The organism is Amycolatopsis sp. NPDC101161 (genome assembly GCF_044768185.1).
GTDB lineage: Bacteria > Actinomycetota > Actinomycetes > Mycobacteriales > Pseudonocardiaceae > Amycolatopsis.
The window spans coordinates 13,833-38,050 of sequence record NZ_JBIWPI010000007.1 but is presented as its reverse complement, the minus strand read 5'-3'; the positions used below and the strand labels follow the sequence as shown (position 1 = coordinate 38,050).

The following is a 24,218-nucleotide window of genomic DNA, read 5'->3' as shown; positions in this document are numbered from 1 at the left end:
CCAAGGGCTGGATCTGGGAAGACGTCCCGGAGACCGGAGGGAGGAAAACCACTCCCCTCCATGTCCAACGTATAGCGCACCCCCGGGCTTGCGGCAAGACCCCCGTTGTGCCGCACAATTCTCAGCCGTTGCCACAACCTGCGGAAACGCGGGTGATCCGAGGGGGTCTTTTTTGTTCGACGTGATCATCGCCGGCGGCGGGCCGACCGGCGTGATGCTGGCGGCGGAGCTGCGGCTGCACGGCGTCGGCGTGCTGGTGCTCGAGCGGGACGCCGAGCCGACGAAGGTCGTCCGCTCGCTCGGCCTGCACGCGCGCAGCATCGAGGTGCTGGACCAGCGGGGGCTGCTGGAGCGGTTCCTGGAGCTCGGCACGAAGTACCCGGTCGGGGGTTTCTTCGCCGGCATCCCGAAGCCGTCGCCGGACAAGCTGGACACCGCGCACGGGTACACGCTCGGCATCCACCAGCCGGTCGTCGACCGCCTGCTGACCGAGCACGCGCTCGAGCTCGGCGCCGAGATCCGGCGCGGCCGCGAGGTGACCGGGCTGAGCCAGGACGACGACGGCGTGACGGTCGAGCTGGCCGACGGCACGCGGGAACGCGCGCGGTTCCTGGTCGGCTGCGACGGCGGGCGCAGCACCGTCCGCAAGCTGCTCGGCGTCGGCTTCCCGGGCGAGCCCAGCCGGATCGACACGCTGCTGGCCGAGGTGGAGGTCGGCGTCTCGCGGGAGGAGATCGACGTCGCCAACGTCGAGGTCCGCAAGACCGAGAAGCGGTTCGGCTTCATGCCGGTGGAAGGCGGCACGTACCGGGTCGGCGTGCCCGCCGGGGACGTCGCCGAGGACCGCCGGACCCCGCCGACGCTGGATGAGCTGAAGGAGCAGCTGCGCAAGACGGCCGGGACCGACTTCGGGGTCCACTCGCCGCGCTGGCTCTCGCGGTTCGGGGACGCCACCCGCCAAGCCGAGCACTACCGGGTGGGCAGGGTGCTGCTGGCGGGCGACGCGGCGCACGTCCACCCGCCGGTCGGCGGGCAGGGGCTCAACCTCGGCGTCCAGGACGCGTTCAACCTGGGCTGGAAGCTGGCGGCCGAGGTGGACGGCTGGGCGCCGCAGGGGCTGCTGGACACCTACGAAGCCGAGCGGCACCCGGTGGCCGAGGAGGTGCTGAACAACACCCGCGCGCAGATGGAGCTGCTCCTGCTCGAGCCCGGCCCGCGGGCCGCCCGGCGGCTGCTGACCGAGCTGATGGACTTCGAGGAGGTCAACCGGTACCTCACCGAGAAGATCATCGCGGTGAACATCCGCTACGACTTCGGCGAAGGGCCGGCCCTGCTGGGCCGCCGGCTGCGGGACGTCGAACTCAAGCAAGGCCGGCTCTACGGGCTGATGCACGCGGGACGCGGGCTGCTGCTCGACCAGACCGGCCGGCTGTCGGCGGCGGGCTGGGAGGACCGCGTCGACCACGTCGTCGACGTCAGCGAGGAACTGGACGTGCCGGCGGTGCTGCTGCGGCCCGACGGCCACGTCGTCTGGACCGGCGAGGACGAGGCCGGGCTGCCCGCCGCGCTGCGGAAGTGGTTCGGCACGCCCACCGCCGGAAAGCTGTTGCGGGACAACGAAGAGGGAATGTGACACAGGGGTACGAAGAAGAACTGCGGTCCGAGCGCGACCACGTCGCCGGGCTGTACGCGCGGCTCGACGCCGAGCGCGCGCGGGTCAAGGCCGAGTACGAGGCCGCGCTGGGCGGCAACGGCGTCGGCGCCATGGAACGGGACGTCAGCGTGCGCGCGCTCGGCCGGCAGGTGAAGCGGCTGGACGTCGTCGACAACGGGCTCTGCTTCGGGCGGTTGGACGCCGTCTCGGGTGAGCGGACCTACATCGGGCGCGTCGGCCTGTTCGACGAAGAGGACGAGTACCGGCCGGTGCTGCTCGACTGGCGGGCCCCCGCGGCGCGCCCGTTCTACACGGCCACCGGCGCGAACCCGGAGGACATGCGGCGGCGGCGCCAGTTCCACACGCGCGGGCGGCGCGTCCTCGGCTTCACCGACGAGGACCTCGGCCGGCCGGACGGGGACGCGCAGGGGGACGCGGCGCTGCTCGCGGCCGTCAACGCGCCGCGCGGCGAGGGCATGCGCGACATCGTCGCGACGATCCAGGCCGAGCAGGACGAGATCATCCGGCTCGACCACCCGGGCGTGCTGGTGATCGAGGGCGGGCCGGGCACCGGGAAGACGGTCGTCGCGCTGCACCGCGTCGCGTACCTGCTGTACACGCAGCGGGAGCGGATGGAACGCCACGGCGCGCTGGTCGTCGGGCCGAACCCGGCGTTCCTGAACCACATCGGGCGCGTCCTGCCGTCGCTGGGCGAGACCGACGTCGTGTTCACGACCACCGGCGACCTCGTGCCCGGCCTGCACGTCACGGCCGAGGACACGCCGGAAGCCGCGCGGCTCAAGGGGTCGCTGGAGATCCTCGACGCGCTGAAGGCCGCGGTCGCCGACCGGCAGCGGCTGCCGGCCGAACCGGTGCCGATCGCGCTCAAGGACGTCACCGTGCGGATCGACGCCGAGACCGCGGAGTGGGCCCGGCAGGAGGCGCGCGACAGCGGGCTGCCGCACAACGAGGCGCGGGCGGTGTTCACCGAGATCGTCACGTACGTGCTCACCGAACGCGCGATCGGCCGGATCGGCCGCGGCTGGCTCGGCCGCGACGACAAGGACGAGTGGGAGAGCATGCGGAAGGGGCTGCTGCAGGACCTCGCCGGCGATGCGAAGTTCGCCGCGGCGATCGACGCGCTGTGGCCGATCCTGACGCCGGAGGAGCTGCTGTCCTCGTGGTACACGTCGGTCCCCGCGGACTCTCCGCTGTACCGGGCCGAAGGCGACGCCTGGACCGTGTCGGACGTGCCGCTGCTCGACGAGCTGGTCGACCTGCTGGGCCACGACAAGACGGCGGACAAGGCGGCCGCCGCGGCGGAAGCGCGACGGCGGCAGGCCGAGGCCGAGTACGCCGAAGGCGTCTTCCAGACGATGAAGCTGGACCGGGAGGAGATGGACGAGGACGTCATGCTCTCGGCGGAGAACCTGCTCTACGCCGAGGACCTGGCCGAGCGGTTCGTCGAGGCCGACACGCGCACGCTGGTCGAGCGGGCGTCGGCGGACCGGGACTGGACGTACCGGCACGTCGTCGTCGACGAGGCCCAGGAACTGTCCGAAATGGACTGGCGGGTGCTGATGCGGCGGTGCCCGGGCCGGTCGTTCACGGTGGTGGGCGACCTGGCCCAGCGCCGCGCGGCGGCCGGCGCGCGGTCGTGGGGCCCGATGCTGGCGCCGTACGTGGCCGACCGCTGGGTCTACCGGTCGCTGACGGTCAACTACCGCACGCCGGCGGAGATCATGGCGGTCGCGGCGGCGGTGCTGGCGGACTTCGCGCCCGGCGTGCGGCCGCCGGAGTCGGTGCGGGCCTGCGGGGTTCCGCCGTGGTCCCGGCAGGTGACCGGGGACGAGCTGCCGGCGGCGATCGAGGAGTTCGTCCGCGAGGAAGCCGGGCGTCCCGGGACGAGCGTGGTGATCGGGCCGCCGGGGGTGCCGGGCGCGGTGCTCGCGTCGGAGACGAAGGGGCTGGAGTTCGACGCGGTCCTGGTGGTGGACCCGGCGGCGATCCTCGCCGACAGCGCGGCAGACCTGTACGTGGCGTTGACCCGCGCGACGCAGCGGCTGGGCGTACTGCACGAAGGCGCGTTGCCGGCGGCGCTGAGCGGGCTCGCGGAGGTCGTCCGCAGCTAGCCGCGGTTCGGTGGCCGGGAGCGCGGGTACGTTGCCCGCGCCCGCGCTCCCCCACCGCGAAAGGCGTTCCGATGCAGCTCTACGCCGAACGGCCGATCCGCCGCACCGCCCAGCTCGTCAGCGACCTGCTCGCCCTGCTGCTCGTGATCTTCGCGGTCTGGCTGGGGACGTCGGTGTACGACGAGGTGATGAAGCTGCGCGCCCCCGGTGACGGGCTCGTCGACGCGGGCACCGGCCTGCGGGGGACGTTCGATTCGGCGGCGAACTCCGCGGGTGGGCTCCCGCTGGTCGGCGAAGCGCTGGCGAAAGCGCTGCACGGCGGTTCGGACGCCGGTACCAAGCTCGTCAACGCGGGACACTGGCAGATCGAGGCGGTCGAGAGCCTCGCGTGGTGGATGGCGGCGATCATCATCGCGCTGCCGGTGGTGACGCTGGTGGCGACGTGGCTGCCGCTGCGCTGGCAGTTCACCCGTCGCGCGTCGGCGGCCGCGCGGCTGCGCGAGCTCGGCGACGAGGGCCTGGACCTGCTGGCGCTGCGGGCGTTGACGACCCAGCCCGCGAGGCGGCTGGCGTCGGCCGGCGAGGTCGCGACGGGGTGGCGGCAGCGGGACCGGGAGGTCATCGAGGAGCTGGCCGGGCGGGAGCTGGCCCGCCACGGCCTGGTGCCCTGAGCCGCCCTCAGCGCGGGCCCTGGCGGCGGCCGACCGAGCGGCCGATGAAGAACCCCAGCAGCAGCCCCACGACCAAGCCGATCGCGATGAAGAAGATCACCGTCGCCGCGGCGATCTTGCCCACTGTGCCCAGGAAGCCCTTCGCCTCGAACTCCCCGACCGTCGCCAGCGTCTGCGCGAGAACGTAGTGCGTCATGATCACCAGGATGGCAGGCCACCGGGGCGGGCGCACGATGGCGGAGGTCCCCTCACCGGGGCTCAGGACACCGGTGAGGGGACCTCCGTTCCCCGTGGGCCGCGGACGAGGGCTCAGCCCACGGAGGGGCCCATCCCGAGGGACTGCGGCGTGCTCGCGTCGGGCGAAGGCTGGTGCAGCCCTTCGTCCAGCGGCCCGAACTCCGTCATCAGCGCCGCGCTGCCGCCCCAGGGGGTCTGCTCCTCGGCGATCAGCGAGTTCGTCGTCAGCAGCAGGCCCGCCACCGACGCGCCGTTCTGCACCGCCGACCGGCACACCCGCAGCGGGTCGACCACGCCCATCGCCACCATGTCGCCGTAGCGGTCGTGCAGGGCGTCGAAGCCCTCGTCGTCGCCCAGCTCCCGGGTCCGCGCGACGATCTCGTGCGCCGGGTGGCCCGCGTTGTGCGCGATGAGGAACGCCGGTTCGGCCAGCGCCCGCCGGACGATCTCCACGCCGATCGCCTGGTCGCCTTCCAGGCCCAGGCCCTCGAGGGCCTTTTCGGAGTGCAGCAGCGCCGCTCCCCCGCCCGCCACGATCCCTTCGGCCATCGCCGCCCGGGTCGCCGACAACGCGTCCTCGACCCGGTGCTGCAGCTCCTTCAGCTCGGCCGGCGTCGCCGCGCCGACCCGCACCACCGCCACCTTGCCGGTCAGCGCGCCGATCCGCTCGGTCAGGACGTCCTCGTCGACGCCGAACTGCGCGCGCTCCAGCTCCGCGCGCAGCTGCCCGACCCGGAAGTCCACCGCCTCCGACGACCCCGCGCCCCCGACGATCGTGGTGCGGTTCTCGGTGACCCGGACCTGCTTGGCCCGGCCGAGGTGCTCCAGCGTCATCGTCTCCATCGTGAACCCGGACTGCCGCGAGAGCACCGCGCCGCCGACGATCGCGGCGAGGTCCTCCAGCTTGTGCAGCCGCCGGTCGCCGAAGCCGGGCGCGCGGACCGCGACCGACTGGAACGTGCCGTTCATGTGGTTGTGCACCAGCATCGACAGCGCCGTGCCCTCGACCGTCTCGCCGATCACGACCAACGGCCGCGGCGCGCGCATCACCTTGTCCAGCAACGGCATCAGCTGCTGCACCTTGGTGATCTTCTCCGCGCACATCAGGATGTACGGGTCGTCGAGCACCGCTTCCAGCCGGCCCGGGTCGGTGACCAGGTACGGCGAAAGGTAGCCGTTGTCGAACTCGAACCCTTCGACGAACTCGACGCTCATGCCGATCGACGGCGACTCCTCGACCGTCACGACGCCGCCGTCGCCGACGGTGTGCAGGGCCTTCGCGATGACCGCGCCGACCGTGTCGTCGTCGTTGGCGGAGATCGCCGCGACCCGCGCGTAGTCCTGTTCGGACACCACCGGGTGCGCCTGCTTCTCCAGGTGCGCCACCAGGAGCCCGACGGCGTGGTCGATGCCGCGCTTGACGAGCACCGGGTTGCCGCCGCCCGCGATCGCCCGCATCCCTTCGTGGACGATCGCCTGAGCCAGCACGGTGGCCGTGGTGGTGCCGTCGCCGACGACGTCGTTGGTCTTGATCGCCGCTTCCTTGACCAGCTGCGCGCCCATGTTCTCGAACTGGTTCTTCAGGTGGATCTCGCGCGCGATGGTGACGCCGTCGTTGGTGACCACCGGCGAACCGGTGATCTTTTCGATGATCACGTTGCGGCCCTTGGGCCCCAGCGTGGACTTGACCGCTTCGGCGAGCTTGTCGACGCCCGCCAGCAGCAGGTCGCGGGCGTCCGAGCCGAACCGCAGTTCCTTCGCCATGTTTCCTGCTCCTAGGGGGTGAGGATGGCCCGACCGCGCACGCGACCGGCGTCGAGGTCGGCCAGTGCGTCGAGGGCCGCGTCCAGCGGGTACTTCTTCGTGTGGAGCGTGACCTTCCCGGCCTGGGCGAGCACCATCAGCTCCACCAGGTCGTTGTACGTGCCGACGAGGTTGCCGATCACGTTGCGCTCGGTGGAGATGAGGTCGATCGTCGGGATGTCGATGTTGCTGCCGTAGCCGATGACGAAGTGCGACCCGGCGCGCCGCGTCATCGCGAAGGCATCCTGCTGAGCGCCCTGCTCGGCGACGAAGTCGAGCACGACCTCCGCGCCGTCGCCGCCGGTCAGGTCGAGCACGGCGTCGACCTGCTTGCCGTCGGCCAGCACGGTCTCGTCGGCGCCCAGGGTGGCCGCCAGTTCCAGGGCGTCGGCGTTGCGGTCGACCACGATCACGCGGGTCGCGGTCAGCGCCTTCAGCGACTGGATGCCGATGTGCCCGAGGCCGCCGGCGCCGTTGACGACGCAGGTGGTGCCCGGGTACAGGTGCGGGACGGCCTTGCGCACCGCGTGGTAGGCGGTGATGCCCGCGTCGGCCAGCGCGGCGACGTCCTGCGGCTGCGTCGACGGGTCCAGCTTGATGCACGCCCGCGCCGACGTCAGCAGGTACTCGGCCATCCCGCCGTCGGAGTCGATGCCCGGGAAGCTCCCGTTCGGGCAGTGCATGTCGTCGCCCGCGCGGCAGGCGTGGCACAGCCCGCACGTCGGCGTCGGGTGCAGGATGACCGTGTCGCCGACCTCGACGTTGGTCACCGCCGGGCCGACCTCGTGGACCCAGCCCGCGTTCTCGTGGCCGATCGTGTACGGCAGCGTGACGCCGGACTTCTCGGCCCACTGCTCTTCGATGATGTGCAGGTCGGTGCGGCACACGCCGGCGCCGCCGATCTTGACCACGACGTCGAAGGGCCCGGTGGCGCGCGGCTCCGGCACCTCTTCGATCACCGGTTGCTGGTGGTACTTGTGCAGCCGCACGGCCTTCATCCCGTGCCCTCCTCATCCGGTGTCAGCGCGTACCGCGCGCGCAGCATGCCGCGGCACACGCCGGAGTTGGCCTCCATGCTGGTGCGGGTCAGCCGGGCGAAGGCCAGGTGGCGCTTCGCGTCGGCCGGGGCCACCGCCTGCCCGGTGGCCGGGTCGAGCAGCAGCGGGTCGCCGTCCTCGGCGGGCAGGCCGAGTTCGCGGCGGCGGGCCCGGAGCCGGTCGAGGTCCGGGCTCGGCGGGACGTCGCCGAGGGTCAGCTCCCGCGGGTCGCGGCCGTCCAGGGACCGGCAGACGCGGTCGGTGCCGGCCAGGACTGCTTTGCGGACGAAGTCGTACCGCAGCGTGTCGAGCTCGTCGGCGGCCTCGCCTTCGAACGACGCGACGAACCCCTGCCGGGCCGCCACCCCGCGGTTGATGACGTCGGACGCGAAGTGGTCGTCGAGCCGGATGTCGAGCCCGGTCAGGCCCGGCACGCCGGCGACGGCGTCGTAGGCGTCGGCCACCATCAGGAACGCGAAGTTGGGCGCGCAGAAGTACGTCGGCAGCCGCAGCCGGACGACGGCGTGGCCGTCGTCGCCCACCTCGCAGCGGGAGACGAACCCCAGGTCGGTGAGGGGTTCGTCCAGCTCGGGATCGCGGACGGTGCCCAGCGCCGCCCACACGGCGGCGCGGGCACCGAGCACCAGGGTGGTCATGAGTTCGGCACGCCGACCGGCTCGACCGACTTCGGTTCCGCGAGCTTCAGCTCCGCCGGCACGTCGATGTCGTAGAGCCGCGCGGCGTTGAGCCCGAGGATCTTCTTCTTCTGGTCGACGGTCAGCGGCGCGAAGTCCGACAGCTCGTCGTCACCCGGCATGTTCCAGTCGACGAAGCCCTCGACCTGCCACTTGGGTTCCCAGATGGCGTAGTCCGCGCCGAAGATCAGCTTGTCCTCGCCGAGCCAGAACATCAGCTCGCCCATGACCTTCGCGAAGAACTTCGGCCGGGCGTGCATCAGGCCGCCGACCACGACGGCCAGCCCCGCGTAGACGTTCCGCTCCTGGGTGGCCATGAAGCAGAAGTCCTCGATGCGCGGCAGGCCGACGTGCTCGACGATGAAGTTGAGGCCCTGGAAGTTCGTCGCCACGTGGTCCACATCGGACACGTCGAAGGCGTCCTTGTCGAGGGGCCAGATCGTCGGTCCCTTGTGGATGTGGATGTTCTTGACGCCCAGCTCCTCGCACTTCTCCAGGTAGCGCGCGGCTTCCGGGTCCTTGAGGCTCCAGCCGCGCGAGTCCCCGCGCCACTCGGCCGTGTACAGCTTGACGCCCTTGCAGCCGTACCGCTTGACGCGCTCCTCGAAGGCCTTCATGCCCTCGTCGCCTTCACGCGGGTCGAAGGTCGTGTTGACGAGGAACTTGCCGGGGTGCTTGGCGGCGAGCGCCGCGTCGGCCTCGGTCGTGTTGAACCCGTTCTTGTACCACTGCCGCAGGTTGGTCGGCTGGAAGATGGCCGTGTCGACGTGCCCGACCTCGAACAGGTCGTGCATCATCAGTTCCTCGGAGTACTTCTGGAACCGGTCGATGGGCCAGTGGGTCTCCTTCGGGCCGAGCCCCTGGTAGGCGTGGAAGCACTCGATCCAGCCCTTGGCGTATTCCTCCTGGCCCTTCACCCAGTTGTCCGGGCTCGCGTCCCAGAAGTGGGTGTGGGCGTCCACCACGAAATACTTTTCGCCGTCTTTTTCGTACATCGGTGATCCTTCCTGAGCGGATCGAGTGCTTCCGTGCTGGGACTACCTGAGCGGCTTGAGGTCGAAGTCGAGGTACTCGGCCGCGTCCTCGGGGTTGGCGAACATGATCGTGCGGTCGTCTTCGTGGATCATCCGCCCGTAGTGGGTGGACATGCTCTCCTCGAACTCCGCCGCGTTGAACCAGCCCTCCTCTTCGCCGGCGGCCTCGTCGACCTCGGCGTAGACGACGTCCATGCGGCCCACCGCGTCGACCCGGATCATCGACGGCAGCGGCGTGATGGTGACGTTGTCCTTCGTCCCCATGACCTCCGCGATGATCGCGCCGACCTGGTTGTTCATCAGGGTGAACCCGCACATGTTGGACGCGGTGTTGTTGACCTTGTACGGGCTTTCCGCGGTTTTGAAGACAGTCACTGGCCCAGCTCCTCGGGTGCCTTGAGGCCCAATTCGGACAGGATTCCGGCGAACCGGCTCTTCACGCGGTCGAGGCCGTCCTCGAACCGGATCGGCTTGGCGTCGGGCTGCGACCACAGCGGCTGCAGCGCCCGGGCGGCGGCGATGCTCTTCGGCACCCAGTCCTCGAGCCACTTCTGCAGCAGCGCGCGGTTGTGGTCGGCGAACTCCTTGTCGTTGATCAGCAGGTCGAACAACGGCTTGGTGTAGCGGAGGTCGCGTTCGGAGAAGTCGAACTCCTCGGCGCCGATCAGCGTCGGGGTGACGAAGTCGCCGTTGGCCGGCGCGGCCTGCTGCACCAGGTTGCTGCGGAACAGCTCGCCGACGAGGGGCTCGAAGACGATGTTGGCGGCGAAGATCGCTTCGCCCCAGTCCCAGATCCCGGTCAGCTGCTCGGCGGTGTCCCGCACGCCCTGCCAGGCCGGGTCCTCGTTCCAGGTGCTCAGGTGCGCGGTGCCGTCGAAGCCCTCGATCTCCTCGGTGAGCGTGAGGTTGTACAGCGCCAGGTCCTGGGCCGCGCGGATCCGGTGCATGCTGTTCACCGAGATCGCGTTGTTGTGCATGTTCGTCGGGGCGCGGCGGTTGGCGTTGGCGAACAGGTAGAGGCCGAGGCCGTGGTCGACGTGCATCCACGCGCCGACGTGCTTGGCGACGAAGTCCACCCAGTTCCGGTTCCACTGCTCGAACGCCTTGGCCTGGCGCGCGGCGTCGACGTTCTGGTTGAGCTGGCGCACGACGTTCGCGTTGTACCGGTAGAGGGTGAGCTCCCACTCCTCGTTGGGGTCGCGGAACTCGTGCCAGCCGTGGGCCGGCCAGTCGTAGCCCTTGCCGCCGGAGCCGGGGCCGCGTTCGGGCACCGGGCGGTCCGAGCCCCACGCCTTCAGCGCCGTCCACTCCAGCGGGTACCCGGCCTTGCCGTCGGCGAAGGCGTAGAGCCAGCCCTGGGACAGGTAGTGCCGCGGGTCGGGCTGGACCTCGACGGTGACGTCCTCGTAGTGGCTCTGCTTGCGCTTGGCCGGGGTGAAGTAGTTGTACTGGCGGGCATTCGAGTCCGGGAAGACCTTCGCGCCCGCTTCGGCGTCGGTGAACGCCGGCTTCGGCACGCTGCGTTCGGAGGTGGCTGTCATGGGTTTTTACCCTTCGCCCGTGGTGGTGAACTTGTCGTAGAAGACGCGCTTGTCGGCGACGCCGAGCGCGGGCAGCAGTTCCAGCGCGGCCTCGACCATCGGCGGCGGGCCGCAGACGTAGGCGTCGGCACCGGTCAGGTCGAGGCCGGCCCGGCGCAGGACGTCGGTGATCAGGCCGGTCTCGCCGTCCCAGGCGTCGTCGCCGGGTTCGGAAAGCGCTGGGACGTAACGGAAGTTCGGCAGCTTCTCTTCGAGCTCCCGCAGTTCGGCGTGGAAGCAGAGGTCGGCTTCGCGGCGGGCGCCGTAGTAGTAGGTCGCCTTCCGGTCGATGCCGCGCTCGGCCATGGACCGCAGCAGCGACAGGATCGGCGCCATCCCGGCCCCGCCGCCGACGAAGACCAGCTCCGCGCCCGGGTTGTCCCGGAGGGTGAACACCCCGAACGGGCCGGTCACCCGGAGCCGGTCGCCGACCGCGACTTCGGTGTCGAGGAACCGGGAGAACACCCCGTCGGGGTAGACCTTGATGACGAACTCCAGCAGCCCGTCGCGCGCCGAGGTGTTGGCCATCGAGAACGACCGCGTCTCCTCGGTGCCCGGGATCGCGAAGTCCAGGTACTGCCCGGGGAAGAACTTCAGCTCCTCGTCGAGGCGCACCACCAGGTGCCGGAGGTCGTGCGTGACGTTCTCGTTCGAGACGACCTCGGCGGTCGCCTCCTGGATCGGCAGCCCGGACTGGATCATCTCCTCGTCGTAGTTGAGCAGCTCGATCGTGAGGTCCTCGTAGGCGTGGGCCCGGCACAGCAGCGTGAAGCCTTCCTCCTTTTCGTAGTCGGGGAGCGCGAAGGTCGAGTACCGGTCGTGTTCGACGTCGTCGCCGTCGAGGATGAACGACTTGCACGCCGCGCACTGCCCTTCCTTGCAGCCGTGCATGAGCATGACGCCCTGCTCGGCCGCGGCGCGCAGGATCGTGGTGTCCTCGGCGACGTCGATCTCGATCCCGACCGGCTCGAACCGGACGCGGTGCTTTTCCGCCATGCCGGGCCCTTCCCGTCTCGTCAGGCCTGCTGCGGCGCCGGCCGCCCGGCCGGGCCCTGGCGGTTGTAGTCGGCCACGAACGCGGCGCGCTGCTCGTCGGTCATCTGGTTGAGCAGCACGTTCGGCGACTGCACCTCGGGCATCCGGCGCAGGTGGTCGAGCGTCCACATCTTCTTCGGGTCGAGGTTCAGGTGCGGCTGCGCGACCATCGTCTTGCCGTCGTCGCGCACGAAGCCCATGTCGGAGACGACGTCGGCCCAGTTCCAGCCGTGGTAGAGCGTCTCCCACTCGCGGGCGCCGACCAGCTGGCCCATGTTCGGGGTGTTGCGGCCCTGGTAGGTGGGCCGGAACGCCTCGGCGTCGGTCCAGCGGCACGTCTCCGAGCAGTACGTGCGGTGCTGGCCGTCGACCTCGTCGACCACCATGTCCTCGCGGATGAGGCACGGCACCATGCAGGTCCAGCACCGGTGCGGGTACACGTAGTCGACGTCTTCGGCGACGATCGGGTGGTGCCCGTTCGGCGTCGCGAGGCGGGCGTAGTTCTCCCACCACTTGCCGTACTTGTCGTACCAGCCCGGGTACTTGTACTCGAACCACTCGAAGTCTTCGTCGGTCATCGGGTCGATACGCCAGTAGTTGGCGAGCCACCCGGTGGCGAAGAACTGCGCGACCTCGTGGACGTAGCCCTTGTTCCAGATCCGGTTCCAGGCTTCCTCGATGAGGTCGTGCGGGATGACGAGCCCGTACTTCTCCAGCGGGACGAGGTAGCTGCGGTAGTAGTCGTCGTAGATCCAGCGGCGCCACATCTCCGCGTAGCTCTCGCGGTCCTTGCGGCGGTCCTTGGTGCCGTACTCGATGAACGTGCCGATCGCGGCGTCGACGACGGCGTGGTTGTTCCACCACGCGTAGCGGAGGTCGCGTTCGAGCAGCTGGTGGTTGCTCTCGTCCGACAACGCCATCAGCAGCGTCGCGTACCCGTTGCTGATGTGGCGGGACTCGTCGGACTGCACCGAGTGGAACACCGTCGGCAGCAGGTAGTCGCCGTTCGCGGCGGCTTCGGCCGGCATGGCGACGAACAGCGTGTTCGTGAACGCCGTCTCGGCGACGATCGTGAGGTAGATGCTCGCCGCGGTGATGGCGTCACCGGTGATGAAGCCCTCGGCGAACTGGCGGCCGATCGTGCCGCAGTAGTCGTTCTGGAAGTTGCGCAGGCTCGAGTTGAAGCCCGCCGGGTCGATGTAGTTCTGCATGTAGAGGCGCTTGAGGTTCTGCTGGATCGTCGAGTGGCGGACCTCGTCGATCATCTGGATCGCCTGGCCGTTGTGCAGCTCCGGGTTCGGGACCGTGCGGAAGAGCAGCGGCATCGCCCGCGCCGCGGAGATCTCCGGCAGCGGGATGATCGACAGGAACAGCTTCTGCCACTCCAGCCAGCGTTCCTGCACCTGGCGGAACATGTTGCCGCGGATCGCGCCGTCCTCGGCGCCGTAGACCCGGTGGTCCTTCTCCTCCTGCATCGGGAAGTACGAGCGGAGGACCTGCTTCAACGGGTCCTTCTTCTTGGCCTTCTGGAACGTGTAGTCGGTCCCGTAGTGCGAAACCGGGGTGTGGTACGCCGGCTCCCACGACAGTTCCTGGATCTTCTGGTGGGCTTTCGCCACACTCTGGCGACTCATGGATCAACTCCTTGTCGGTCGCTCGCCGTCGGGCGGACGTCCTGCGTTGACCATTGAAGGGGCGCCGCCGGGTGACGCGGGTCTCAATCTGAGACAGAACCGCTGCTCAGGGCGTTTCGTCCCCGTCGAGCATCCGGGCGCGCAGCTCGGCGAGCTCGCTGTGGACGCCCGTGCGCACGCGCGCGTCCCCTTCGACCGTCGGGGTGATCCCGAGCGCGCGCAGCAGCGCCGCGGCCGGGTCACCGGGGTGGCCGTCCCCGCCGAACGTCGGGTGCAGCCCCTGTTCGGCCAGATGCGTGAAAACCAGGTTGACGATCGTCCACGGGTTGTACGTCTCCGCGGCATCGGCGGCCATGGGCACTCCTCCTGGTCAGCGGTGGGTCGTGCCTCCATCGGACCGCCGGGGGCGCGGCCCGGGCGTCTCAATTTGAGACACCGCGCGCCGCGCGCCGGATCTAGGCTGAACGGGCGGCACAACGGGTGTGCCCGCACCCACGTGGGCCGCGGGAAGCTGGAGGTCACGTGGACGAGATGGCGCCCGGAACCCTGCTCGCCGACGACGAGCTCGCCCGCACCCGGGTGCGCTTCCTGACGGCCGAACCGGTGCCGCCGGGCACGGTCCGGCAGACGATCCTGGCCTCCTGGCGGCGTTCGCAGGAGTTCCGGGTGGAGGCCGACCGGATCGACCCGCGCTACTTCGGCGACCAGAACCTGGACATCCCGCTCATGCGCGGCGCCGAACCGGTGCTGGACAAGCTGGGCGAGCAGTTCGACGGGCAGCCCATCAGCCTGATCCTCACCGACGCCAGCGGCGTCGTGCTCACCCAGCGCACCGGCGACGCCGACCTGAAGCGGCACCTCGAACGCGTCGAGCTGGTGCCCGGGTTCAGCTACGGCGAGCAGTCCGTCGGGACCAACGGCATCGGCACCGCGCTCGAAGACGGCCGCGCGACCACGGTGTTCGGGCACGAGCACTACGCCGAGCACCTGGAGAACCTGGCCTGCGCGGGCGTGCCGATCCACCACCCGATCTCCGGCAAGAAGATCGGCGCCGTCGACCTCACCTGCTGGTACAAGGACGCCGGCGGCCTGCTGATCGCGCTGGCGCGGTCGACGGCCGAGCAGATCCGGCAGGCGCTGCTGCGCCACAGCGACCTGCGGGAGATGATCCTCTTCCAGGCCTACCTGCAGACCTGCCGCCGGTGGACGGGCATCGTGCTGGCGTTCAACGAGGACATCGTGATGATGAACGACCGGGCGCGGCAGCTCCTCGACCCGGCCGACCAGTCCGTGCTGCTGAGCCACGGCACCGCGGCGCTCACCGACGGGCGCCGGACGTCGGCGACGCTCGCGCTGTCCAGCGGGCTGCGCGTCCGCGTGTTCTGCCGCCGCGTCCCGGGGCAGCGGGAGACCGACACCGCGGGCGGCGTGCTGTCGGTGAAGCTGATCGAGGCCGAAGAGACCTTGGCGGTGCCGTCGACGCCGATGCTGCCGATGTACCTGCCGGGCGTGGTCGGGTCGGCGCCGCTGTGGCTGCGCTGCGGGCACGAGCTCGACACGGGCCACCAGCGCGGCGAGTGGGTCGCGCTGGAAGGCGAGGCCGGCACCGGTAAGCTGATCCTGGCGAAGGGCCTGCACCAGCGCCACCACCCGGCGGCGCGGCTGCTGACGGTGGACGCGGCCGCGGCGACGGGCACGGACTGGGCGGCCGCCCTGCTGCCCGAGCACGCCGAAGCCCCGATCCGCACGCTCGTGATCCGCCACGCCGACCGGCTGACGGCGTCGGCCGCGAACGCGCTCGCCACGGCGTTGCGTGAGCTGCGCGAGCGGCCCGACGCGCCGTGGGTGGTCCTCACGCTCGTGCCGGAGGCCGAGACGAAACCGGCGCTGGCCGAGCTGCTGAAGTCGTTCCCGCGGACGGTGCGGGTACCGCCGCTGCGCCACCACGTCGAGGACCTGGCGGAGCTGGTCCCGCTGGTGCTGAGCAAGCTCGGCTACGGCGGGCGCCTGACGTGTTCGGCCGCGGCGCTGCACCTGCTGATGCGGGCGGAGTGGCCGGGCAACACCGGCCAGCTCTACCAGGTGCTGCGGGCGGTGGCCCAGCGCCGCCGGGCGGGCACCATCCGCCCGGGCGACCTCCCGGCGGAGTTCCACACCGTCGGGCGCCGGCCCCTGAACCGGTTCGAGTCGATCGAGCGCGACGCGATAGTGAAGTGCCTCGAAGACGCGGACGGCAACAAGGTCCGAGCGGCGAAGCTGCTGGGCATCTCCCGGGCGACGATCTACCGCAAGATCCACGAGTACGGGATCGTGCCGCCGACCCGCTAGGTTGGCCGGCGTGACCTGGCCACCCGATCCGGTTCCCACCGAGCGGCTCGTGCTGCGCGAGTCCGAAGCCCGCGACCGCGCGGCCTACGTCGAGCTGTTCGCCTCGCCGGAGGTGGGCACGTACATCGGCGGCTCCCGGCCGCGGGCGGAGGTCGAGAGCGCGGTGCCCGAGCTGCCGGGGCGGCGGTTCGGCTCGTTCGTGGTGGACCTCGACGGCGCGATGATCGGCATGGTCACCCTCGACCGGGGTGCGGACGGGGAGACCGAGATCGGCTACCTGTTCCTGCCGTCGGCGTGGGGGCAGGGGTACGCGACGGAGGCGTGCGCGGCGGCGCTGGGCTGGTTCGCTTCCGCGCGGCCCGGCGAGCCGGTGGCGCTGCGCACCCAGACCGCCAACGTCGCCTCGATGCGGCTCGCGGCGAAGCTGGGGTTCACCGAGGTGAAGCGGTACGAGGACTTCGGCGCCGAGCAGTGGCTCGGCCGGTGGTCCCCGGCGGGCTGAATCGTCACCGCGCCGCGAGTTCGGCCAGCTGGTAAGCCAGCTTCGCGCGCACCGGCGGCAGCGAGAACGCCGCCTTCATGACCGTGTTGCGCAGCAGCCGCGCCGGGCGGGGGCGCAGCGTTGCCATCCGGGTCATCCGGTCGGTGAACGCCACCACCTCCGTCGCCACCGGGCGGCGGGTCTCCTCGTACGTGTCGAGCAGCGCGTCCGGCTCGCCCGCGGCCACCCGGACCAGCAGCCGGCCGAGCGCGACCGCGTCCTGGATGCCCGTGTTCATACCTTGCCCGCCCGCCGGGCTGTGGACGTGGGCCGCGTCGCCCGCGACGAGCACCCGTCCCGCGCGGTAGTGGTCGGCCACCCGGTGGTGGACGCGGAACCGGGAGCTCCACACCACTTCGGTGACCCGCGACCGCGCGCCCTCCGGACCTCGCGCGTCCACAATGGACTGGATGTCGGCGAGCCCGGGGTGCTCGGGCGCCTCGGCGACCGTCGCGACCACCCGGTAGTGGTCCTCGCCGTCGGGCAGCGGGGCCACCACCGTCACACCCTCCGGGGACAGGTGGAGGCTGACCTCCGCGCGGTCGAGCGGCCAGCTCATCCGGACGTCGGCCAGCACGAACGACTCGGCGTACGTGGCGCCGGTGAACCCGATGCCCGCCTGCTCGCGCACGGTGCTGTGCACGCCGTCGGCGCCGACCACGTACTTCGCGCGCACGGTGCCGCCGGTCGTCGTGACCGTGACCCCCGTGTCGTCGCCGGCGAGCGACGTGACCTCGTACGGGCGGTGGACATCGCCGCCCGCTTCGCGCAGCCGCGCCAGCAGCACGGCCTCGGTCCGGTCCTGCGGCACCATCAGCGTGTACGGGTAGGCCGTCGGGAGGCCGCCGAAAGGCACCTTCGCCAGCACGGTGGCGCCGTCGCGGACGGTGAACGTCGGGACGACGACGCCCAGCTCCTCCAGCCGGTCGGTGACGCCGAGCTCGGCGAGGACCTCCAGGGTCCGGGCGTGCACCACGCAGGCCCGGGAGGTGTTCGCACCCTCGGCCTGGCGGTCGAGCAGCAGGAAGTCGACGCCGGCGTCGGCGAGGACGATCGCGGTCGCGAGGCCGGCGGGGCCGGCGCCGGCGATCAGGACATCGGTGCGGGCGGGCAGGGTCATGACGGCTCCTCCGAGTTTGCCAACAACTGTTGGCATCGACGGTAGGCGGGCCCGCCGTGGCTTGTCAACAAGTGTTGGCCTACACTTGTTGACATGACCGAGCCACCGCGCCGATCCGACGCCACCCGGGCGGCCATCCTCGACGCCGCGCGCCGCCGGTTCGCCGCCGACGGCTTCCGCCGCGCGACGATCCGCTCGATCGCCGCCGACGCGGACATCGACCCCTCGATGGTGATGCGCTACTACGGCAGCAAGGACGGCCTGTTCGCCGCGGCCGTGGACGTCGAGCTCGACCTGCCGGACCTGGCCGCGGCGGACCCGGGCACCGTCGGCGCCCTGCTGACGCGGCAGTTCCTCGCGCTGTGGGAGCGGCCGCCGACCGACGAGATCCTGCTGACGCTGCTGCGCACGGCGGTCGCCGACGACGCGGTGGTCGAGAAGATGCGCGAGGTGTTCGCCGGCCAGGTCACCCCCGCCGTCCTGCGCTTCGGCGACCCGGCCGACGCCGCCCGGCGCGCCGGCCTGGTGGTGAGCCAGCTGCTCGGGCTGGCGCTGACGCGGTACGTGCTGCGCCTGCCGCCGGTGGTCGCGCTGACCCCGGCGGAGGTCGTCGAGGAGGTCGGCCCGACGATCCAGCGCTACCTCGCGGGGGCCACTTCGGCGGATTGACCGCCGCGCCCGGCCCGGCGTCGCCGTGAGTGCCATCCTGGACGGCATGGCGACCCGCTGGACGTGCCCGCGCTGCGACCGCGAGTTCGCGCGCGCCGGCCAAGGCCACACCTGCGTCCCGGGGTGCACGGTCGAGGAGACGTTCGCCGGGCGCGACCCCAAGTTCCGCGCGATCTACGACGCCGTCCTCGGCCACCTGCGGACGCTCGGCGACGTCCACGAGGACGCCGTCAAGGTCGGGGTGTTCCTCAAGCGGGACCGGAAGCTGGCCGAGCTCCGGCCCCGCTCGCGGGACGTCCTGGTCTACCTGTTCCTGCCGCGGCCCGTCGAGACGGCCCGGATCGCCCCGGCGCGGTGGGCGTCGGGGCCCCGGGTGGGACACCAGCTGAAGCTGCGCGAAGTGTCCGATGTGGACGACGAAGTCCGCGGCTGGTTCACGCTCGCCTACGACTTCTCATGACCCGGCCGGGCCGGTCCAGCCGTCGGGGACGTGGCCGAGGCGGACCCGCTGCGGGTGGTCGCCCACCGGCACCGAGACCAGCTTCTGCCCCGTCGCGAAGTCGATCGCCGTGACCCGGTCCGCGCCGGCCTCGGAGATGACGCACGCGCTGCCGTCGCCGCTCACCGTGGCCCAGTACGGCTTCACCGCGGGCACCAGCGTGCCCTGCTGCAGCGTGGCCCGGTCGACGACCGTGGCGTAGTCGTCCATCGTCCCGGCGACGCAGAGCTTGGTGCCCGCCGGGTTCATCGACAGGCCGTGGTGGCGGGAGTCGTTGACGAACGTGGTGCGGTCGTCGCTCGTGGCCGGGTTCTTCGGCAGCTCCTTGACCCGGGTGATCTTGTCGGCCGCGACGTCGTACTCCAGGAAGCCGTTGAAGAACGACACCTGGAAATACAGTTTGGACTCGTCGGGGGTGAACGCGACCGGCCGCACGGCGTTGGAGAGGTCGTGGCGCCCGAAGGCGTCGAGCCGCGAGCGCATGTCGATCACCTTGACCTGCTGGAAGGTCGTGGCGTCGACGACGGTGATGTGCCGGTCCCCCTTGGTGAAGTCCCAGCCCGGGTCGTCGAGGTTCGTGTCGACGTTGCCGATCGACATGTTCCACAGGTACCGGCCGCCGGCGGTGAAGACGTTCTCGTGCGGCTTGTCGCCGGTGGCGAACGAGCCGACCTGCTGCCCGGTCACGATGTCCAGCACGTGCACGGTGTTCGACGTCGAGGCCGAGACGGCGACGCGGCGGCCGTCCGGCGAGACCGCCATGTGGTCGGCGCGGAACCCGGAAACCGGGAAGCGCCAGTTGATCCGGCCGGTGCTGAGGCTGATCGACACGACGTCGGCGAAGCTGGGTCGCGACGCCACCACCGACGTCCCGTCCGGCGTCGTGTACATGTCGTCGACGAACTGGTCGTGCCCCTCCCCCGGCCCGTTGCGGATGCCGAGGAAGAACGCCAGCTTGATCGGGTTCAGGTAGATCTCGCGGAGCCGGTCGTCCTTGTCGGGGATGATGTTGACGCGCCCGATCTTCGCGAAGGAGCCGCTCGAGGCGATGACGTCGGCCGTCCCGTCCCAGTTGTTGCCGACGAACATCACCTCCCGCAGCGCCGCGGGCGCGCCGGTCGCGGGCACCGCCGCGCCGGTCGCCAGCAGGGCGACGGCGGAGGTCAGGTACGCCAGGCGCGAGAGGTAGGACCGCCGGCGGCGGGTTCTCGGGGAAGTGCGCACGACAAGACACCTTTCGACGCTGAACAGGTGCGGCGGTGGTTTTTGCGCCGGACAGGGGTTACTGTCCGGTATTGCCACGATAACCGGGCACCGGAGCCCGTCCGGTAGGGTCGCGCGCCCAACGTCGCCGGTGCCGGGTTGTGGCGGTGCCACAACGGTTTCGGGAGGTGCCCGGTGACGCCGCTGCTCCGCCGGATCCTCGACGACCTGGCCGCGGACGAGGCCGTGCTGGACGAGCTGGTCAAGGTGGCGCGCAGCGAGTCGCCCGAGGTCGCGCGGCTGCCGGAGGCCGAGAACCGGCGCCACATCCAGGTCCTGCTCTCGGCCGCGCTGCGGGCGACGGCGAGCCCGGACGGGCCCGCGCGAGAGGACTACACCACTGCCGAGGCGCTGGGCGCCGACCGCGCGGCGCAGGGTGTCCCGCTCACCGCGCTGCTGCGCGGGGTCCAGGCCGGCCGCACGCACGCGGCCCGCGTCGCCGTCGAGCGCGCCCGGGCGGCGGGCGTGCCGGACGAGCTCATCCTCGAAACGGTCCTCGACGCGGACCGCTACACCGGGGCGCTGGAGCACCACATCGTCAAGGGCTACCACGCGGCCGAGCTCCAGCTGTCGCGCACCGTGCGCGACGCGCGGACGCAGCTGCTGCGGACGTTGCTGCACTCGGGCCACCCGCCCGCGCCCGAAGAGCTCCGGCGGGCGGGACTGCATCCCGACGTGCGGTACTTCTGCGTGGTCTCCGACGTCAGCGACCCGGCCCAGGCGCGGACGCTGGAGCAGGCACTGCTGGAGTTCGGCGGGGTGTACGGCCTGGTCGAGGGCAGGCTGACCGGCTTGGCGGCGCGCTCACCGGCCGGAGTGGCGCTCGGGGACGGTGTTCTGCTGGTCGTGTCGCCCCCGGCGGCGCTGCCGGAGCTGCGGGAGGTCCACCGGCTCTGCACGGCGGCGGCGCGCATCGCCGGCCGCGGGTACCACGACTTGACGGCGCTGGCGGGCGAAATCGCGGTGACGGCCCAGCCGTTGCTGGCGGGTCTGCTGACGACGGAGTTGCTCGGCGCGCTGGACCCCGCGAACCCGTTCCACCGGGAACTGGCGGCGACGGCCCTCGCGTACCTGGACCACGGCCAGCGCCTGCGCCCGACCGCGGAGGCCTTGCACCTGCACCCGAACACGGTCCGGTACCGGCTGGACCGGCTGGCGGAGCTGACCCCGTTGCCGCTGACGGAAAACGCGGGCGGCCGGGTGCTGGACGCGGTGCGGTCCTGGTGGGCGCTGCACCATTGGCTCACCGCGGCGGGCTGATGCCCCGCACGGCCAGCTCCAGCAACCGCTGCGCCTCGGCCGCCGGGTCGCGGTGGTGCTCGGTCGCCAGCACTATCCCGGTCACCACCGCGATCAGGTCCGCCGCCGTCACGTCCGGGCCGACCGCGCCCGCGTCGGCGGCGCGGCGGACCAGTGGCTCGGCCGCCTCCGTCATCGTCGCCGAGCAGGCGTGGGCCATCGACTCCTCGTCGCGGACGAGCGCCGTCGCCAGCCCCCGGGCCGACGCCGAGTAGGTCGTCAACGCGCGCAACCACTCCAGCAGGGCCTCGCGGGCGTCCGCGGCCTCCTCCAGCGACCGGGCCCGCTCGGCCAGCGCGTCCACCTGCCGCCGGAACACCGCCTCCAGCAGGGCCGGCCGGGTCGGGAAGTGGCGGCGGACCGTCGCCGAGCCGACGCCCGCCGTCCGGGCGATCTGCTCCAGCGACGCGTCGGCACCGCGCGCCGCGACCTCCTCCTCGGCGACGGCGAGGATGCGCGCGTAGTTGCGGCGGGCGTCGGACCGCGGCACGGACCACCTCCGGAACAGGAAGTGGCGGGGGCCGCCACTTAGTGGCTAGTGTAGCGACCGCGAAGTGGCGGGCCCCGCCACTTATCGTCCCGAGGAGTCCCCATGTCCCCCGTCCTGGTCACCGGCGCCACCGGCAAGCAAGGCGGCGCCACCGCCCGCGCCCTCCTGAAGGCCGGCATCCCCGTCCGCGCGCTCGTGCGGAACCCGGAGAAGGCGCGGGCTCTGCGCGCGTCGGGCGCCGAAATCGTGCAAGGCGACCTCCACGACCCCGCCTCCCTCGCCCCGGCCGTGAAGGGCGTGCGCGGGGTGTTCTCGATCCAGATGCCCGACATGACGAACCTCGACGGCGACTCCGAGTGGGTGCAAGGCCGCAACCTCGTCGACGCGGCCCGCGAAGCCGGCGTGCCGCAGTTCGTGCACACCTCCGTGTCCGGCGCCGGGCAGCACCGGTCGGTGCCCGGCTGGGCCGAAGGGCGCTGGGCGTCGATGGAGCACTACCTGGAGACGAAGACGGCGATCCAGGACCGCGTCCGCGACGCCGGTTTCCCGCACTGGACGCTGCTCAAGCCCGGCTTCTTCATGGAGAACTTCCTGCCGCCGTCGTTCCTGCTGCCCCACGGCCGGCTCGTCACCACCGTCAAGCCCACGACGGAACTGGCCCTGGTCGCGGTGGACGACATCGGCGCCGCGGCGGCCGCGGCGTTCGCGGACCCGGCGCGCTTCGACGGGGTCGAACTGGAGCTCGCGAGCGAGCGGATGACCATGACGCGGGTCGCCGAGGTCCTCTCGCACGCGCTCGGCGTCGAGCTGACCGCGCCGGACATGACCGCCGAGGAGGCGATCGCGGCCGGAGCGCCCGCCTACGCGGTGCGGCACGAGTGGCAGAACGAGGTCGGCCACCCCGCGCGTCCCGAATTCGCCCGCGCGCTCGGCATCCCGCTGACGACGTTCGCGGAGTGGGCGGAAAAGCACCTGGCGAAGAGCTAGGCCTTGTGGAGCTTGTCCGGGTGGTGCACCGCGGTCTTCCCGGACTTCTCGCTCTTCACGAGGTACTGCGGCTCCTCCGGCGACGCCTTGACGTCCCGCTTGCCCGCGTGGGTGTCCTCGGTGATCTTCTCCTCGACCGTCCCGGCGGAGCTCTGGTTGCCCGCGTCCCAGCGGACGCGGTCGCCCTTCTTGAAGTCCTTGCTCACGAGAACCACCTCCTGAGGGGCGGATACCCGTGATCGGGGCGGGTATGCGTCCCGAATGGACGACGGCCGGCCGCCGGTCACGGGAACTCCTTCAGCACCAAGGCGTCGGCCGCTTCGCGGATCGGGCGGGCCATCTGCTCCAGGACGCGGTTGCGGCCCGGGAGGTACGGCATCAGCTTGATCATCCGGGTGTTGAACCACGCGAACGCGCGCGATTGCGGGATGATCCCGCGCAACGCCGCCTTCGCCAGGGCCTGGTTCTTCTCGATGTAGGGCCGCATCTCGCTCTCGTACCGGGCGAGCGCCACCCCGGAATCGGGGGCGGTGGCCAGCTCGCCCGCCAGGACGTACGCGCCCGCGAGCGCCAGGCTCGTTCCCTGCCCCGACGCCGGCGAGGGGCAGTACCCCGCGTCGCCGAGCAGGGTCACGCGGCCGGCGGACAGGCGGTTCATGACGATCTGGCACACCGGGTCGAAGTAGAAGTCGCCCGCTTCGCGCATCGCGTCGAGCAACGCGGCGGTTTCCCAGCCCAGGCCGGCGAACTGGGCGGCGACCAGGTCCTTCTGGCCGTCGACGTCGCGGCGGTCGTAGGTCAGCGGCGGCGCGCTGAACCAGAACGCCGCCTTCGCGTCGGCGGCGCGGGCGGTGCTGTAGACGTTCACCATCTTGCCCGCGGCCGCCGAGTGCAGCAGCTCCCAGCGGTCCAGCTCGAAGGTGTTCGGCACGGTCGAGATCGAGACGTAGGCGTCGAACCGGCGCAGGAAGTCCTCCTCCGGGCCGAACGCCAGCGCGCGGACGCCGGAGTGCAGGCCGTCGGCGCCGACGACCAGGTCGAACCGGCGCGGCGCCCCGTGGGCGAAGGTCACGTGGACGCCGTCCGCACGCTCGTCCAGGCCGGTGATCCAGTCGCCGAAGACGTACTCGGTGGTCTCGCGAGTGGCGTCGTAGAGGATCTTCGCCAGGTCGCCGCGCAGGATCTCGGTGTCGTCGCCGTGGCGGAAGCCGAACGTGTCGGCGTCCAGCGTCGCGACCTCCTTGCCGCGCTTGTTCACGAACGCCGCGCCGCGCATGTCGGTGCTCGCCGCGCGCACCTCGTCCAGGAGGCCCATCCGGCGGACGACGTCGACCGCGACGCCGCGGATGTCGACCTTGTAGCCGCCGTCGCGCAGGCTCGGCGCGCGCTCGACGACGGTGGGGCGGAAGCCGTGGTGGTGCAGCCACCAGGCGAGGGCGGGGCCGGCGACACTGGCGCCGGAGATCAGGATCGTCTTCGTCATGCCCCGGACTGTGGGCGCGGCCGCTGA

The 24,218-nt window shown here is 71.4% G+C and carries 24 protein-coding genes; 9 read left to right on the top strand and 15 right to left on the bottom strand.

All coding sequences use genetic code 11. The features are described 5' to 3' along the window. Nucleotides 1-172: 172 nt before the first annotated feature. The 3 genes from rox to ACIRSS_RS42960 all read left to right on the top strand — a co-directional run bounded on the left by rox (nucleotide 173) and on the right by ACIRSS_RS42960 (nucleotide 4,457). Complete coding sequence (rox, locus tag ACIRSS_RS42970; RefSeq protein ID WP_400906037.1) at nucleotides 173-1,633, top strand: rifampin monooxygenase; 1,461 nt, start codon at nucleotides 173-175, stop codon at nucleotides 1,631-1,633. After that, nucleotides 1,630-3,786, top strand: a complete 2,157-nt coding sequence (helR, locus tag ACIRSS_RS42965) for an RNA polymerase recycling motor ATPase HelR (RefSeq protein WP_400906035.1) — start codon at nucleotides 1,630-1,632, stop codon at nucleotides 3,784-3,786. The genes rox and helR overlap by 4 nt, the downstream gene beginning before the upstream one ends. A gap of 71 nt (nucleotides 3,787-3,857) precedes the next feature. Further along, a complete protein-coding gene (locus tag ACIRSS_RS42960) occupies nucleotides 3,858-4,457 on the top strand; it encodes a hypothetical protein (protein ID WP_400906033.1) in 600 nt (199 codons plus the stop codon). Between the two features lie 7 nt (nucleotides 4,458-4,464). On the opposite strand, the gene ACIRSS_RS42955 is transcribed toward ACIRSS_RS42960, so the two are convergent. From ACIRSS_RS42955 to ACIRSS_RS42910, 10 genes are all read right to left on the bottom strand, one after another. Continuing rightward, nucleotides 4,465-4,653 (bottom strand): hypothetical protein, encoded by a 189-nt coding sequence (locus ACIRSS_RS42955; RefSeq protein ID WP_257920466.1) that lies wholly within the window; start codon nucleotides 4,651-4,653, stop codon nucleotides 4,465-4,467. 113 nt (nucleotides 4,654-4,766) lie between these two features. Then, complete coding sequence (gene groL, locus ACIRSS_RS42950) at nucleotides 4,767-6,458, bottom strand: chaperonin GroEL (protein WP_400906029.1); 1,692 nt, start codon at nucleotides 6,456-6,458, stop codon at nucleotides 4,767-4,769. 11 nt (nucleotides 6,459-6,469) lie between these two features. Continuing rightward, nucleotides 6,470-7,495 (bottom strand): NAD(P)-dependent alcohol dehydrogenase, encoded by a 1,026-nt coding sequence (locus ACIRSS_RS42945; RefSeq protein ID WP_400906026.1) that lies wholly within the window; start codon nucleotides 7,493-7,495, stop codon nucleotides 6,470-6,472. Then, entirely contained in the window at nucleotides 7,492-8,190 is a 699-nt protein-coding gene (locus ACIRSS_RS42940) for a metal-sulfur cluster assembly factor (RefSeq protein ID WP_400906023.1), read from the bottom strand. Before ACIRSS_RS42940 ends, ACIRSS_RS42945 begins: the two co-directional genes overlap by 4 nt. Next, nucleotides 8,187-9,224 (bottom strand): amidohydrolase family protein, encoded by a 1,038-nt coding sequence (locus tag ACIRSS_RS42935; protein ID WP_400906021.1) that lies wholly within the window; start codon nucleotides 9,222-9,224, stop codon nucleotides 8,187-8,189. Before ACIRSS_RS42935 ends, ACIRSS_RS42940 begins: the two co-directional genes overlap by 4 nt. Nucleotides 9,225-9,266: 42 nt before the next feature. Beyond that, entirely contained in the window at nucleotides 9,267-9,638 is a 372-nt protein-coding gene (gene mimD, locus ACIRSS_RS42930; protein ID WP_400906018.1) for a propane 2-monooxygenase effector subunit MimD, read from the bottom strand. Then, nucleotides 9,635-10,804: a toluene hydroxylase gene (locus ACIRSS_RS42925; protein WP_400906017.1), complete on the bottom strand. Its 1,170-nt coding sequence runs from the start codon at nucleotides 10,802-10,804 to the stop codon at nucleotides 9,635-9,637. Before ACIRSS_RS42925 ends, mimD begins: the two co-directional genes overlap by 4 nt. Nucleotides 10,805-10,810: 6 nt before the next feature. Continuing rightward, entirely contained in the window at nucleotides 10,811-11,839 is a 1,029-nt protein-coding gene (locus ACIRSS_RS42920) for an NADH:ubiquinone reductase (Na(+)-transporting) subunit F (RefSeq protein WP_400906014.1), read from the bottom strand. A 20-nt stretch (nucleotides 11,840-11,859) separates the two neighbouring features. Continuing rightward, on the bottom strand, nucleotides 11,860-13,512 hold the full coding sequence (locus ACIRSS_RS42915) for a methane monooxygenase (RefSeq protein ID WP_400906012.1): 1,653 nt from the start codon (nucleotides 13,510-13,512) through the stop codon (nucleotides 11,860-11,862). A gap of 106 nt (nucleotides 13,513-13,618) precedes the next feature. Then, a complete protein-coding gene (locus tag ACIRSS_RS42910; protein WP_400906009.1) occupies nucleotides 13,619-13,867 on the bottom strand; it encodes a hypothetical protein in 249 nt (82 codons plus the stop codon). Between the two features lie 167 nt (nucleotides 13,868-14,034). Here ACIRSS_RS42910 and ACIRSS_RS42905 point away from each other — a divergent pair, with 167 nt between their 5' ends. Both ACIRSS_RS42905 and ACIRSS_RS42900 read left to right on the top strand, forming a co-directional pair. Next, complete coding sequence (locus ACIRSS_RS42905) at nucleotides 14,035-15,840, top strand: sigma-54-dependent Fis family transcriptional regulator (protein ID WP_400906007.1); 1,806 nt, start codon at nucleotides 14,035-14,037, stop codon at nucleotides 15,838-15,840. 10 nt (nucleotides 15,841-15,850) lie between these two features. Further along, complete coding sequence (locus ACIRSS_RS42900; protein ID WP_400906004.1) at nucleotides 15,851-16,342, top strand: GNAT family N-acetyltransferase; 492 nt, start codon at nucleotides 15,851-15,853, stop codon at nucleotides 16,340-16,342. Nucleotides 16,343-16,346: 4 nt separating this feature from the next. On the opposite strand, the gene ACIRSS_RS42895 is transcribed toward ACIRSS_RS42900, so the two are convergent. Next, on the bottom strand, nucleotides 16,347-17,501 hold the full coding sequence (locus tag ACIRSS_RS42895) for an FAD-dependent monooxygenase (protein ID WP_400906002.1): 1,155 nt from the start codon (nucleotides 17,499-17,501) through the stop codon (nucleotides 16,347-16,349). Nucleotides 17,502-17,594: 93 nt separating this feature from the next. On the opposite strand from ACIRSS_RS42895, the gene ACIRSS_RS42890 reads away from it, so the two are divergent. Together ACIRSS_RS42890 and ACIRSS_RS42885 are read left to right on the top strand one after the other, a co-directional pair. Further along, nucleotides 17,595-18,170 carry a TetR family transcriptional regulator gene (locus ACIRSS_RS42890; protein ID WP_400905999.1) on the top strand — a complete coding sequence of 192 codons (576 nt, stop codon included), beginning with the start codon at nucleotides 17,595-17,597 and terminating at the stop codon, nucleotides 18,168-18,170. A gap of 46 nt (nucleotides 18,171-18,216) precedes the next feature. Continuing rightward, nucleotides 18,217-18,630 (top strand): DUF5655 domain-containing protein, encoded by a 414-nt coding sequence (locus tag ACIRSS_RS42885; protein ID WP_400905997.1) that lies wholly within the window; start codon nucleotides 18,217-18,219, stop codon nucleotides 18,628-18,630. On the opposite strand, the gene ACIRSS_RS42880 is transcribed toward ACIRSS_RS42885, so the two are convergent. Then, a complete protein-coding gene (locus tag ACIRSS_RS42880; RefSeq protein ID WP_400907766.1) occupies nucleotides 18,625-19,758 on the bottom strand; it encodes a YncE family protein in 1,134 nt (377 codons plus the stop codon). The two genes, ACIRSS_RS42885 and ACIRSS_RS42880, sit on opposite strands and share 6 nt — an antisense overlap. Before the next feature lie 309 nt (nucleotides 19,759-20,067). On the opposite strand from ACIRSS_RS42880, the gene ACIRSS_RS42875 reads away from it, so the two are divergent. Next, nucleotides 20,068-21,192: a helix-turn-helix domain-containing protein gene (locus ACIRSS_RS42875; protein ID WP_400905995.1), complete on the top strand. Its 1,125-nt coding sequence runs from the start codon at nucleotides 20,068-20,070 to the stop codon at nucleotides 21,190-21,192. Here ACIRSS_RS42875 and ACIRSS_RS42870 read toward each other — a convergent pair. Further along, a complete protein-coding gene (locus ACIRSS_RS42870) occupies nucleotides 21,176-21,721 on the bottom strand; it encodes a TetR/AcrR family transcriptional regulator (protein WP_400905992.1) in 546 nt (181 codons plus the stop codon). The two genes, ACIRSS_RS42875 and ACIRSS_RS42870, sit on opposite strands and share 17 nt — an antisense overlap. Nucleotides 21,722-21,823: 102 nt before the next feature. Between ACIRSS_RS42870 and ACIRSS_RS42865 the strand changes: the two genes are divergently transcribed. After that, nucleotides 21,824-22,708: an NmrA family NAD(P)-binding protein gene (locus tag ACIRSS_RS42865; RefSeq protein WP_400905989.1), complete on the top strand. Its 885-nt coding sequence runs from the start codon at nucleotides 21,824-21,826 to the stop codon at nucleotides 22,706-22,708. Here the strand turns inward: ACIRSS_RS42865 and ACIRSS_RS42860 are convergent. After that, on the bottom strand, nucleotides 22,705-22,914 hold the full coding sequence (locus tag ACIRSS_RS42860; RefSeq protein WP_400905986.1) for a DUF2945 domain-containing protein: 210 nt from the start codon (nucleotides 22,912-22,914) through the stop codon (nucleotides 22,705-22,707). The two genes, ACIRSS_RS42865 and ACIRSS_RS42860, sit on opposite strands and share 4 nt — an antisense overlap. A gap of 77 nt (nucleotides 22,915-22,991) precedes the next feature. Continuing rightward, a complete protein-coding gene (locus tag ACIRSS_RS42855) occupies nucleotides 22,992-24,191 on the bottom strand; it encodes an FAD-dependent monooxygenase (protein WP_400905984.1) in 1,200 nt (399 codons plus the stop codon). Nucleotides 24,192-24,218 lie beyond the last annotated feature (27 nt).